The sequence below is a fragment of the Janthinobacterium sp. JF4 genome (assembly GCF_059617925.1).
Map to the genome: position 1 here is coordinate 61,915 of NZ_JCAQAV010000027.1, position 12,372 is coordinate 74,286.

Consider the following 12,372-nt stretch of genomic DNA (forward strand, 5'->3'; position numbering starts at 1 on the left):
CTGGTAAGGGATGCTGCGCCTGTGGTATGCCAGCAATTGTCACATAAATAGGCGCGCTGCGTCACCGCCGCACCGCGCCATTGTCGCAACAAGGAAATCTCGATCAGCGTCCCAGCCCGTCCAATGCGTCCAGCGCTTCCATCAATGGCAGCGCCGCATCGGCAATGCGCTCCAGGCTCGCTTCGCGCAGGGCGGCGGTATCGACCGAGTGCCCGCAGTCCAGCCCGGCCCAGCGCAGCAGCGCCGAACACGCGGCGGGTGTGTCGAACATGCCGTGCAAATAGCTGCCGAGGATTTGTCCGTCGCCCGATACCGCCCCTTCCGGCCGGCCATCGATGACAAAGGCCGGCTTTGCCAGCGCCGCGCCATGCGAGACCCCCATGTGGATTTCATAGCCTGCCACGCGCGCAGCGGCCGCGCCGGCAAAAACGCAGTGGCCGGTGACCTGCCGCAGGCGTTTTTCCGCCGTCAATTCAGTCGCCATGTCGAGCAGGCCCAGTGCCGTTGACTCTCCCGCCGCGCCTTCCACGCCCAGCGGATCGCGCACGCTTTGCCCCAGCATCTGGAAGCCGCCGCAGATGCCGAGCACCTTGCCGCCGTAGCGCAGGTGCTTGGCCAGATAGGCAGGCCAGCCCTGCTGCCGCAGCCAGGCCAGGTCGCCGCGCGTGTTCTTGCTGCCGGGCAGGATCACCAGGTCGGCCGCTGGAATAGGCTGCCCCTGTTTGACGAATTGGAGGTCGATATCGGGGTGGGCGCGCAGCGCATCGACATCCGTGTGGTTGCTGATGCGCGGCAGTTGCGGCACCACCACCTTGAAAGCGCCGCGTTCGGCCTGCATCGCTTCGACGGCGTCTTCCGCGTCGAGGAACAGGCCTTGCAGGTAGGGCAGCACGGCCAGCACGGGTTTGCCCGTCTGCTGTTCCAGCCACTCGATGCCCGGTTGTAGCAGCGCGATGTCGCCGCGGAAGCGGTTGATGACGAAGCCGAGGATGCGCGCCCGCTCGCTGTCGGACAGGCACGCCAGGGTGCCGATGATGTGCGCGAAGACGCCGCCCCGGTCGATGTCGGCCACCAGGATCACGGGGCAGTTGACGGCTTCGGCAAAGCCCATGTTGGCGATGTCGCGCGCGCGCAGGTTGACTTCGGCGGGGCTGCCCGCACCTTCGACGACGACGGCATCGTACTGCTGGCGCAAGCGCGCGTAGGACTCCAGCACGGCGCCCATGGCGATGGTCTTGTATTGCTGGTAGTCGCGCGCATCCATCTCGGCGCGCACCTTGCCGTGGATGATCACTTGCGCGCCCGTGTTCGACGAAGGTTTCAGCAGCACCGGGTTCATGTCCGTGTGCGGCGCGATGCCGCAGGCCAGCGCCTGCAAGGCTTGCGCGCGGCCAATCTCGCCGCCGTCGCTCGTCACGGCGCTATTCAAGGCCATGTTTTGCGGCTTGAACGGCGCCACCGTCACGCCACGCCGTTTCAACAATCGGCACAGGGCTGCGACGACGGTGCTCTTGCCCGCGTCGGACGTCGTGCCCTGCACCATCAACGCTGGAAACGGCGCCGGTAGCCTCATGGGACGGCTTTCGTGCGGCGCTGGCGGGCCACTTCCAGCTGTTCGCACATGGCGGCCGTGCCTTCGATCATGCGCGGGCCGGCGCGGTTGAGCAGGTCGCCATTCAGGCGGAACAGATTATTCCGGCGCACGGCCGTCATCGACGGGAAGGCGCGCCACATGGCCAGGCCGCCTTCACTGCGCGGATCGCTTTTTTCGCTGGTGCCGAAGATGACTTCCGGGTCTTCCTGCAGCACCCCTTCCGGCGTGACGACGGGCGCCACCACCTTCATCGCGGCAAACACATTCTGGCCGCCACACACGCGCATGGAGTCGCTGATGATGCTCGCGCCGCTCAAGGTGTACAGGGGCTTATCCCACACCTGGTAAAACACGCGCACGGGCGGGCGCTGCGCGTACTGGGCCGTCAGGCTGGCCAGTCTGGCGCGCAGCTGGGCGGCGGCTGCTTTGGCGGTTTTTTCCGTGCCCATCAGCTGGCCCAGGCGTTCCATGCTGTCGGGGATATCGGCCAGCTTGCGCGGTTCGCTGTGATAGATCGGCACCTTCAGCTGGCGCAGCATGGCGATCTGGCGCTCGGCGCTGCCATGCATCCACACGACGATCAGGTCCGGCTTCATGGCGATGATGCGCTCCATGTCGTACTGGCGGTTGTCGCCCACTTGCGTGATCTTCTTTGCCGCTTCCGGGTAGTCGCTATAGCTGACGACGCCGGCGATCTTCTCGCCACCGCCGGCTGCGAACAGCAGTTCCGTCACGTGCGGCGCCAGCGCCAGGATGCGCTGCGCCGGTTTTTCCATGGTGACGCTATTGCCGTCGTCGTCGCGCACGGTGATGGCGGCGTGTGTTTGCAGCGAGACCAGTCCGGCCAGCAGCAGCGATATTTTCAGGGTTTTCATGTGCACTTCCATGTGGTGAGGGCCTGCTGCAGGCGCAGCCAGGCGTGTTCGTCGGGGGGCAAGCCCAGGCGGATGCCGTGGGCCGCGTGGCGGAACAGGCGCACCCAGATGCCTGATTCTGCCATGTGCTGCCAGAATGCTTCGGCGCGTGGCTCCGGCCACCACTGGAACAGCGCCGTGCCGCTGCTGGCGAAGCCGTGCGCGGCCAATAACCGGTGCAGGCGGGCGCCTTCGCCGCGCAGGCGCTCGCGCATCACCTCCTGCCAGTGCGTGTCGGTGAGCGCAGCCAGCGCCACGTGTTGCGCCGGGCCGCTGACGGTCCATGGGCCCAGCATGTCGGCCAGCTGCGCCAGCAGCGGGGGATGGGCGGCGACAAAGCCCAGGCGCAGTCCCGCCAGGCCAAAGAATTTGCCGATGGAGCGCAGCACGATGAGGCCCGGTCGATGCGTATGCGCACCGAGGCTGGCTTGCACTTCCGTGTCGCCAAACGCTTCATCGACCACCAGCCAGCCGCCGCGCGCGGCCAGCTTGCCGGCCCATTCCAGCAATATCTCGGGCGCGATGCGCTCGCCGGTGGGGTTGTTCGGGTTGCAGATGACCAGTACGTCGCAGTGGTCGACGGCATCGGTCAGCTGCGCATACGGCACTTGGCGCAATTGGTGGCCGTGCTGGCCCCAGTGGTGCGCATGTTCCGCATACGACGGCGCGGCCACCACCACGCGCGACGGCGCGCGCAGCCGGGGCAGGGCCTGGATGGCGGCCTGCGTGCCGGCGACGGGTAGCATGGCCGCTGCACCGTAATACGCGCAGGCGGCCGCCGCCAGCGCGGGATCGGCTTCCGGCAGCCGGTGCCAGGCGTTGGCGTCAGGCGCTGGCGCTGCATACCAGTGCGGATTGATGCCGGTCGACAGGTCGATCCAGTCGGTGATGGGTCGTCCATACTCGCGCGCGGCGTCGCGCAGGTTGCCGCCATGTTCAAGCAAGATAGCTCTCCCGAAGGTAGGACAGGCCCGCCAGCAGCGCCATCCAGATCAGCCACAGCACGGCCGTCTCAGCCACCAGGCGCCAGGCGCGGTCGATGTCGCGCGCTTCGGCGGGACGGCCGGCGCCCAGCGGCGGACGGCATTCCAGTTCGCCGTCGTAGATGGCGTCGCCGCCGAGGGCCAGGCCCAGGGCGCCGGCGCCGCTGGCCATCACGGGACCCGCGTTCGGGCTGCCCCAGTTCGGGGCCTGCGTGCGCCAGCAGTGCCACGCGCGCTGTTTGTCCGCCATGCTCTTGCCCAGCAAGACATAGGACAGGGCCGTCAGGCGCGCCGGCAGGTAATTCAGGATGTCGTCAATGCGCGCGGCGCAGCAGCCGAACCAGTCGTAGCGTGCGTTGCGGTAGCCCCACATGGCATCGAGGGTATTGGCCAGCCTGAATAGCACGGCGCCGGGGCCACCCGCCACGGCAAACCAGAACAGGGTGCCAAAGACGGCGTCGTTGCCGTTTTCCAGCAGGGATTCCGTGCTGGCCTTGGCCAGGCTGGCCGCATCGGCGTTGGCCGTGTCGCGGCTGACGATGCGCGCCGTCAGCAGGCGCGCGTTCTCCAGGTCATCGATGGCCAGGGCATCGGCGATCGGTTGATTGTGGTCGCGCAGGCTGCGCAGACCCAGGCACAGATACAGCAGGAAGACGTGGACGGCGGCGCCCGCCAGGCCGCACAGCCAGTAGGCGGCATAGCTGATGGGCAGCACGGCCAGCGACCATGCCAGCGCGCCGCGCAGGAAGCGTCCGCGGCCCCGGTTCAGCAGGCGTTCCAGCGCGCTGGCGAGGCGGCCAAAGCCCACCAGCGGATGCCAGCGGCGCGTTTCGCCCAGCAGCATGTCGAGCAGCACGCCGGCCGCCATCAAGGCGGCCAGCATGGGCAGCGACAAGCCGCTCAGCATGGGGTGCCTTTCAGGTACAGCGGCAAGCCGGCAGCGACAAAGACAGCTTTGTCGCACACGGCCGCCACGGCCTGGTTCAGACGGCCCGCTTCATCGGTGAAGCAGCGCGAGATGGCGCCGTAGGGCACGATGCCCATGCCCACTTCGTTCGATACGAGAACGAGGTCGCAATCGGTGTCCCCGATTTCGGCCAGCGCGTACAGCAGGTGCGCGCGCTCGCTGTGGAACAGTTCGGGCAGGGCGATGTCGCCCACGTCCGGATAAGTCTCGCCAGTGGAAAACATCAGATTCGTCAGCCACAAGGTCAGGCAGTCGACCAGCAGCAGCCGGCCGGGCCGTGCTTCGCGCAGGATGGCGTCGCCCAGGCGCAGCGGTTCTTCCAGCGTGGTCCATTCGGCCGGGCGCTGCGCACGGTGATGCCTGACGCGCGTGGCCATTTCCTCATCGCCCGCCTGTGCGGTGGCGATGTAGACCACTTCCTTGCCCGACTCGCGGGCCAGTTGCTCGGCATAGGCGCTCTTGCCGGAACGGGCGCCGCCGAAGACCAGGGTGCGCGTCATGGCGCTGTTACCACTCGGTGCCGATTTGTGCGCCGATGCCGGCCGCGTACGCATGTTTGACGACGGCCATTTCGGTGACGGTGTCGGCGATGGCGATCAGTTCGTCCGGCGCGCCGCGGCCCGTGATGACCACGTGCTGCATGGCCGGGCGTTCCAGCAGGTCGGCGATGACCTTGTGCACGTCGAGGTAGTTGTACTTGAGGGCGATATTGAGTTCGTCGAACAGCACCAGGCCGTAGCTGGGGTCGGCCAGGAAGGATTTCGCCTGTTCCCATGCCAGTTCGGCTTTTTCGATGTCGCGTTCGCGGTTCTGCGTTTCCCAGGTATAGCCTTCGCCCATCGCATGAAAACTGATTTCGTCGGGGAAGCGGCGCAGGAATTTTTCTTCGCCCGTCGACATGGCGCCCTTGATGAACTGCACCACGCCCACTTTCATGCCGTGGCCCATGGCGCGGATGGCCATGCCGAAGCCGCTCGAACTCTTGCCCTTGCCGTTGCCCGTGTTGACGATGATGATGCCGATTTCCTTGTCTGCCTTGGCGATGGCCGCGTCGATGATGGCCTTCTTGCGTTCCATGCGCACGCGGTGGCGTTCGTTGATGGCCGCGGTGTCCGCATCGATTGTCTTCTTGTCGCTCATGTCAGTCCTCTTTCGGTATGAATATCTTGCGTTTTCCGTGATCGATGATGTCGATCGGGTGGCCCAGGTACTCGCCCAGGATGGACGCCTGCATCACGTCGGCCACGGGACCGGCCAGCCAGCCGCCGTCGCCCATCAGCAGCAGCGCATGGGTCGAGACGCTGTGCGCCAGGTTCAGGTCATGCCCCACCATCACCACGGTTTTATTTTGCTCGCGGCACAGTTTTGACAGCAGGCCCATGACGCTGACCTGGTGCGCCAGGTCCAGCGCATTGGCCGGTTCGTCCAGCAGCAGCAGCGGTGTGTCCTGCGCCAGCATGGCAGCAATCGCCACGCGCTGGCGTTCGCCGCCGGACAGGCTGCGCACGTCGCGTTCGGCCAGGTGCTCCACTTCCATCGAGGCCAGCGCCGCCAGGGCGATGCGCTGGTCGTCACTGCCTTCCCAGTAATGGTTGTCGTGATACGGATGGCGCGCCGACAGCACCGTCTCGATCACGCGGTACGAGAACGCATCGTGGCGCGCTTGCGCCAGGAAGGCCCGTTCGCGCGCCAGTTCTTCGAGCGGCCAGTCGATCAGGGCGCGGCCCTGTATCGTCACGTGGCCCGCATCCGGTTCGCGCAAGCCGGCCAAGGCGCGCAGCAAGGTGCTCTTGCCGGCGCCATTGCGGCCGATCACGCTCCAGCATTCGCCATCCTTGATGTGCCAGATGAGGTTTTCCACGAGGGAGCGCGTGCCTGCCTTCAGGCCGAGTTGGTAGGTGCGGATCATGCTTTTTTCATCTCCTGCGCAGCCGGTGCAATTGGTACAGGAAGACGGGCGCGCCTATCATGGCGGTCACCACGCCGACGGGCAGCTGCAACGGCGCCAGCACGGTGCGCGCCAGGGTATCGGCCAGTACCAGGAAGGTGCCGCCGGCCAGCGCGGCAGCTGGTATCAGCAAGCGATGATCGGGGCCGCAGGCAAAGCGCAGCGCATGCGGCACGATCAGGCCGACAAAACCCACGCTGCCGGCGCTGGTGACGGCGCTGGCCGTGAGCAGGCCGGAACAGAAGAACAGGCCCTTGCGCAGCGCGCCCACGCGCACGCCCAGGGTGCTGGCCGCTTCCGCGTGCAGCGCCATGACGTTGAGCGAGCGCGCACAGCGCAGTGCAAAGACCATGGCGCCGGCCAGGACCAGCCACGGCATCAGCCGCGCGGGTGCGCCGGACAGGTCGCCGATCATCCAGAACACCATGCTGCGCAAGCGGCTTTCCGGGGCAATCGAGAGCATCAGGGTAACGATGGCCATGCAGGCCGAGGCCAGGATCACGCCCGTCAGCAGCAACAGCGAGGCGCCGCCTTCGGCCGCCGTGCCGCCGCGCAGGTCGCGGCGGGCAAAGAAGTACAGCAGCGTGGACACGCCGACGGCGCCAGCAAAGGCGGCCGCGTCGACCACCCACAGCGCGCACATGAACAGCAGTGCGGCCAGGGCGCCAACGGAAGCGCCGGCGGAAATGCCCAGCACGTACGGGTCGGCCAGGGGATTGCGCAGCAGCGCCTGCATCATGACGCCGGCCAGCGACAGCGCCGCGCCGGTGACAAACGCGGTCAGCGCGCGGCCCAGGCGCAGGTCGAGCAGGGTGGCGGCTAGGGTATCGGTTTTGCCCTGCACAACATGGAACAGGGCGGAAGGCAGGTCGGCGAGCGGAATCGCGATCGAACCGATCATGCCGGAGAAAATCAGGCTGGCAACCGCGCACGCGATCAGCACCATGAGGATCACGGTGGCGCGGTGGCGCATGTTGCGGAAAAATGGGTGCATGCATACCTTTAAAACGGGACCTGCGGAACTGCAGCTGCGGGCGACGGCATGCCATCGCCCGCAGCTTACATCATTGCGACGGGGTTATTTCATGCCGTAGCGTACGCCAACGAAGAGGTTCGAGCGTGGCGTCGCGTAGAAGCGGCCCAGTTCATATTCCTTGTTGGTGATGTTGTTCCAGCGTGCCAGCACCGACCAGTCGCGTGCGAACTGGTACGTGGTGTACAGGTTCAGCAAGCCATAGCCACCGAGGGTGGTCGTGTTGGCGATATCTCCAAAACGTTTGCCCGACAACTGCCATTCCGCACCGGTGGTCAAAGGACCGGTCGTGTAATCGACAGCGAAATTGGCGTGCTTTTTCGCGCGGAGTGCCAGTTGTTTGTCCGTCGTTTCATTGCGCGGATCTTGCAGGTCGATATTGCCACTGACGTTGAAGGCGCCGAACTTGTGCGCGCCAGCCAGCGTCAGGCCTTTGAGCAATGCTTTGTCGACATTCATGCTGCAGCCATCGCCTGGTTTCCAGCCGATCACCGTGCAAGGCCATACGTAGGCAAGCATGTCGGTAATCTTGTTGTGGTAGTAGCTTGCGCTCAGTTGCGATTGACCGTCGTTGTATTGCAAGCCAACTTCAGCATTGCGGCCTTTTTCCGGCTTGTTCGTCGGGATGCCGGAACCAGGGTAGTACAGATCGTTGAAGGTCGGGGCGCGGAAACTGGTGCCATAGCTGGCGTTGGCGCGCAAGGCATTGCTGAAACGATAGCCATAGGCGACGCTGCCCGTGTTGTGCGTACCGTACGCCGAGCTGTCGTCGCGACGGCCGCTGATGCTGGCCAGATGGGCGCCGCGCACCAGATTGTACGATGCCGCGAAAGACTTTGTATTGCGTCCGCCGGACAGGCCTTTGGCCGAGCTCACGACGTCTTCGTCACGGTATTCACCCAGAAGTTGCAGTGTGTCGCGGCCAATGAGAATATCGTTTTGCCAGCTGATGTCGGTTTGCTTGGTGTCGAACTGGCTTCTGCCGAAGGCGCCTGCGGCGGATACCGACGTCAGTTTATCCTTCGATTCTGCGTAGCGTAGCTCGCTGTTCCAGTTCGGCAAGAACTGGTTCTTCGTGAAGACCGAAATGCTTTCCTGCTTATTGTCGTTGCGCGCGTCGAAGTTCAAGCCCGCATCGTATTGTGCATTGAGTTTGCTGTTCAGGAAAACCAGGCCGACGTCATGTCCCTTGGCCATCTGATAGCCAAACTGGCCGCTGACGCTTTCCTTGTCGTAGCCGTCTTTATCACCGTTATAGGAAAAATTACCAGGTTTGGTGGCGGAATAGCCATCCGATTTTTCCTTGCCCGCGGTCAGCGCGTAGCTGAAACTGTTGTTGCCACCGGTAGAGCCGGCAACGCTGGCTTCAACCTGGCGGGTGTTGTCGCGGCCGTAGCCGGCGAAGGCGGAAAAGCGCGTCGCGCCGTCGCCTTTCTTGGTAAAGATCTGGATCACGCCGCCGACGGCATCGGCACCATACATGGTGCTCAGAGGACCGTAGACGATTTCAACGTGGTCGATGCTCGACAGGGGCAGGGCGCTCCAGTTGGCAGCACCCGATGTGGCGGAACCAATGCGCACGCCGTCGACCAGCACGATATTCTGGTTGCTGTTCGCGCCGCGAATGAATACGCTCGAATTGGTGCCTGGGCCGCCACTGCGATTGACTTCAATGCCGCGCTGCTTTTGCAGCAGGTCGATCAGCGTACCGGCGCCCGAGCGTGCGATGTCTTCCGAACTGATGGTCTGCGTATCGCTCAACACTTCGCTCAGGTGCTGCGGGTAGCGGCTGGCGGTGACGACGACGGGATCGAAGGTATCTGGCGTGGCTTGGGCGAAAGCGGCAGGCGCGGCAATGGCTAGCGCGAGCGACGTGAGCGCCGCGTGGCGGGAAACAGCATGGGTCATGATAATTTTCAGTAAGTAATATGCAACCAGCCGACGTCCCCGTAGGCCAGATTGAACAGAAGTGGGAACTGAAGATGACGATCGAAGATGGCCATGGGCCATTCGGATCGCGAACATCCCCGTTCGCACACTTCCACCTGTCCTGGCCGGTATCCGGGCTGGCAAGTGTGGCTATCCCACCTTCCCATGCTCGATGATTGCAAGCACAGTGGTTGTCAGAGATAGCTTGTCGCCCGCTTCCTGTCGGGAGGGGCGACACTTGCTTACCGTTGCGGGGGCAGCACACGTTCGCCGCAGGCGCGGCATCGTGTTTCCCGTTTAACTGCGCTCATGGACATGAGTGCGGGCACCAAAACCCCGTCATTATACGTGCACTGGGCGTGGACTGAAATGGCTGGCTGGACGATTCGATATCAGAAATCGACGACGACCGTCGCACCGTAGGCGATTTTATGGGCGGAACGCGCGGCCAGCAGGGCCGTTTCTTCCAATGGCAGCCGGGCTTGCAATGCCGACAGCAGGCGGATGGTGCCCGCGTGGCAGATGATGACTGCCGTTTCGTGTTGTTCGCGCAACAGGTCGCCCAAAAACGCATCGACGCGGGCGGCCATCGCCAGCACATTCTCACCCCCGCCGGGGCGGTACCAGGCCAGGTCGGCGGCCCAGGCATCGATTTCCGCGCGTGCAATCGCGTGCCAGGGTTGCATTTCCCACGCGCCGAAATCCATCTCCGCCAGCCGCGCGTCGAAGCGCAAGCCGCTGGAAGGCAAGTCCTGCGCCAATGTTGTCGCCAGGCCGGCGCAGCGGCGCAGCGGACTGGCGTAGAGTGGCACGCCGGCAGGCAGCGTTGCTTGCAGGCTGGCGCGCGCCGAGGCCATTTCATGCGGCGCCACCGCCACGTTGCTGCGGCCATAGCAGGTGCCGCTGGTCACCTGCGGCGCGGGGTGGCGTACTAAAATCAGTCGCATGCTAATAGAAGCGTATGGGGGGCTGGAAGCTGGACAGGATGGCCAGGTAAATCGCCACTTCCGCCACTTGCTGTACTGCGCCCAGGCAGTCGCCTGTGTAGCCTTGCAGGCGGCGCTGGCATTTGCGGCCCAGCCAGAATGCGGCAGCTGCCGCCACCACGATGGCAAAGACCAGCGCGGCCCAGTGAAATATTCCCAGCACGCCGCAGGCGATGGCAGGCAGCAGGCCGCAGACGGTGGCGATGATGAATTCTTTCGTAGTCATCTCCTGCGCCATCGGCTTGGCTTTGCCTTCGTCGCGCGCGTAGTCCATGAGCCAGATCAGCGAAACGGCGGCCAGGCGCGAAAGCGGGTGGGCGATGAACAGTGTCGCCACGACGATGTGTGGCGGCAGCGAAGCGAGCGCCGCGCATTTGATGGCGAGCAGGCAGACGATGCCGATGGCGCCATATGCGCCGATGCGCGAATCCTTCATGATTTCCAGCACCCGCTCGCGCGTCAGTCCACCGCCAAAGCCATCGCACATGTCGGCGAAGCCGTCTTCATGGAAGGCGCCCGTCAGGTAAATGCCGGCGGCGACGGCCAGCAGCACGGCCACCGCCGAAGGCAGGAGCCAGCTGGCCAGCAGATACACCGCGCCGGAAATGACCGCCACCACCACGCCGACCAGCGGAAAGTAGCGCGAGGCGTGCTGCAGCCAGGCCGGCTCGAAACCCACCCAGCGCGGGATCGGCAGGCGCGTGAAGAACTTCAGCGCAATGAAGAAGAGGCGGCACTGGTGGGCTGCGGCGGAAACGGGATTGGTCATGGTCTTAGTCTGGCGTGGACTTTTCGCTGACCTGGGCCGAGGCGAAGGTCGCCATCTCGCGCATGAAGTTGACGGCCGCATGCAGCAGCGGCAAGGCCAATGCCGAACCCGTGCCTTCGCCGAGGCGCAAATCGAGGTGCAGCAGCGGACGCGCCCCCAGGCTGGTCAGCAGTTGGCGGTGGCCGTTTTCATCGGAGCAGTGCGAAAACACACAATAATCGAGGATGGCCGGCTGCAGGCGCGCCGCCACCAGCAGGGCGCTGCTGACGATGAAGCCGTCGATCAGCAAAATCATGCGCCGTTCGGCCGCTTTGAGCATGGCGCCGGCCATCATGGCGATTTCGAAGCCGCCAAAGGTGGCCAGCACGTCGAGTGGTTCATGGGCTGCCGCATGATGGGCGACTGCCGCTTCGATCACCTGCTGTTTGTGCAATATGCCTTCCTTTGACAGGCCGGTGCCGGCGCCCACGCAGTCGGCGACCGGTGTTTGCGTCAGCTTGTGCATCAGCGCGGCGGCAGCGGTCGTGTTGCCGATGCCCATTTCGCCAAAGCCCAGCACATTGCCGTCCAAGGTGGCGACCAGGTCCATCCCTGCCTGCATGGCGGCCAGGCATTGCTCCAGGCTCATGGCGGGTTCTTTGGCAAAGTTGCGCGTGCCGGGACCGTGCTTACGGTCAAGCAAGCCGTCGCGCGGTCCGAAGTCATGGTTCACGCCGGCGTCTACTATATAGAGGGCACAATCGTTCTGACGGGCAAAGACATTGATGGCGGCGCCGTTGCCCAGGAAGTTTTCCACCATTTGCCACGTCACGCTTTGTGGATAAGCGGAAATGCCTTCGGCGACGACGCCATGGTCGGCCGCGAAAACGATGATGGCAGGCTGCTGCAAGGCCAGCCGCGTGCTTTGCTGGATCAGGCCGATCTGACGGGCCAGGGTTTCCAGTAGCCCCAGGCTGCCCAGTGGCTTGGTCTTGCTGTTGATGGCGTGTTCGAGGGCGCTGGCCAGTGCTGCGTTGGCGGTGGGAGATATGTGTGGGATAGGCATGGGAATCAGGGTGGGTGAGGCAGGTGATTGTCGGCGCTACGATATCACACAGCAATATTTGCCCAACTGTAAATTAGCGCTTGCGGGGCATGCGGCCCAAGGCTATAATTCGCCCCCTCGCTGAACGACGCATGCAAATGTCGAGTAAAGCAGGGTGAAAAAGAAGGTTGACGAAATGCTGCAAACGCTTCATACTCTTCCTTC

General features: G+C 64.4%; 12 protein-coding genes and 1 riboswitch. All 12 genes read right to left on the reverse strand.

Annotation, left to right across the window (positions count from 1 at the left end; genetic code table 11):
• Nucleotides 1-103: 103 nt before the first annotated feature.
• The gene (locus AC54AF_RS18840) at nucleotides 104-1,573 is read right to left on the reverse strand and encodes a cobyric acid synthase (protein ID WP_496637748.1); all 1,470 of its coding nucleotides are present in this window, start codon (nucleotides 1,571-1,573) and stop codon (nucleotides 104-106) included.
• Nucleotides 1,570-2,469 (reverse strand): cobalamin-binding protein, encoded by a 900-nt coding sequence (locus tag AC54AF_RS18845; protein WP_496637749.1) that lies wholly within the window; start codon nucleotides 2,467-2,469, stop codon nucleotides 1,570-1,572. Before AC54AF_RS18845 ends, AC54AF_RS18840 begins: the two co-directional genes overlap by 4 nt.
• Nucleotides 2,466-3,452 carry a threonine-phosphate decarboxylase CobD gene (gene cobD, locus AC54AF_RS18850; RefSeq protein WP_496637750.1) on the reverse strand — a complete coding sequence of 329 codons (987 nt, stop codon included), beginning with the start codon at nucleotides 3,450-3,452 and terminating at the stop codon, nucleotides 2,466-2,468. The genes AC54AF_RS18845 and cobD overlap by 4 nt, the downstream gene beginning before the upstream one ends.
• Nucleotides 3,445-4,398, reverse strand: coding sequence for an adenosylcobinamide-phosphate synthase CbiB (gene cbiB / locus AC54AF_RS18855; RefSeq protein ID WP_496637751.1), 954 nt, complete (start codon nucleotides 4,396-4,398; stop codon nucleotides 3,445-3,447). Before cbiB ends, cobD begins: the two co-directional genes overlap by 8 nt.
• Nucleotides 4,392-4,958: a bifunctional adenosylcobinamide kinase/adenosylcobinamide-phosphate guanylyltransferase gene (gene cobU / locus AC54AF_RS18860; protein WP_496637752.1), complete on the reverse strand. Its 567-nt coding sequence runs from the start codon at nucleotides 4,956-4,958 to the stop codon at nucleotides 4,392-4,394. Before cobU ends, cbiB begins: the two co-directional genes overlap by 7 nt.
• A gap of 7 nt (nucleotides 4,959-4,965) precedes the next feature.
• Nucleotides 4,966-5,598 carry a cob(I)yrinic acid a,c-diamide adenosyltransferase gene (gene cobO, locus AC54AF_RS18865; RefSeq protein ID WP_131689241.1) on the reverse strand — a complete coding sequence of 211 codons (633 nt, stop codon included), beginning with the start codon at nucleotides 5,596-5,598 and terminating at the stop codon, nucleotides 4,966-4,968.
• 1 nt (nucleotide 5,599) lies between these two features.
• Nucleotides 5,600-6,367, reverse strand: a complete 768-nt coding sequence (locus AC54AF_RS18870; RefSeq protein WP_496637753.1) for an ABC transporter ATP-binding protein — start codon at nucleotides 6,365-6,367, stop codon at nucleotides 5,600-5,602.
• A gap of 7 nt (nucleotides 6,368-6,374) precedes the next feature.
• Nucleotides 6,375-7,400: a FecCD family ABC transporter permease gene (locus AC54AF_RS18875; RefSeq protein ID WP_496637754.1), complete on the reverse strand. Its 1,026-nt coding sequence runs from the start codon at nucleotides 7,398-7,400 to the stop codon at nucleotides 6,375-6,377.
• A gap of 84 nt (nucleotides 7,401-7,484) precedes the next feature.
• Nucleotides 7,485-9,347 carry a TonB-dependent receptor domain-containing protein gene (locus AC54AF_RS18880; RefSeq protein ID WP_496637755.1) on the reverse strand — a complete coding sequence of 621 codons (1,863 nt, stop codon included), beginning with the start codon at nucleotides 9,345-9,347 and terminating at the stop codon, nucleotides 7,485-7,487.
• Nucleotides 9,348-9,474: 127 nt separating this feature from the next.
• Nucleotides 9,475-9,716: riboswitch (cobalamin riboswitch) on the reverse strand.
• Nucleotides 9,717-9,760: 44 nt separating this feature from the next.
• Nucleotides 9,761-10,315: a histidine phosphatase family protein gene (locus AC54AF_RS18885; RefSeq protein WP_496637756.1), complete on the reverse strand. Its 555-nt coding sequence runs from the start codon at nucleotides 10,313-10,315 to the stop codon at nucleotides 9,761-9,763.
• A 1-nt stretch (nucleotide 10,316) separates the two neighbouring features.
• Nucleotides 10,317-11,123 carry an adenosylcobinamide-GDP ribazoletransferase gene (locus tag AC54AF_RS18890; protein ID WP_496637757.1) on the reverse strand — a complete coding sequence of 269 codons (807 nt, stop codon included), beginning with the start codon at nucleotides 11,121-11,123 and terminating at the stop codon, nucleotides 10,317-10,319.
• A gap of 4 nt (nucleotides 11,124-11,127) precedes the next feature.
• Nucleotides 11,128-12,168 carry a nicotinate-nucleotide--dimethylbenzimidazole phosphoribosyltransferase gene (gene cobT / locus AC54AF_RS18895; protein WP_496637758.1) on the reverse strand — a complete coding sequence of 347 codons (1,041 nt, stop codon included), beginning with the start codon at nucleotides 12,166-12,168 and terminating at the stop codon, nucleotides 11,128-11,130.
• Nucleotides 12,169-12,372: the final 204 nt, after the last annotated feature.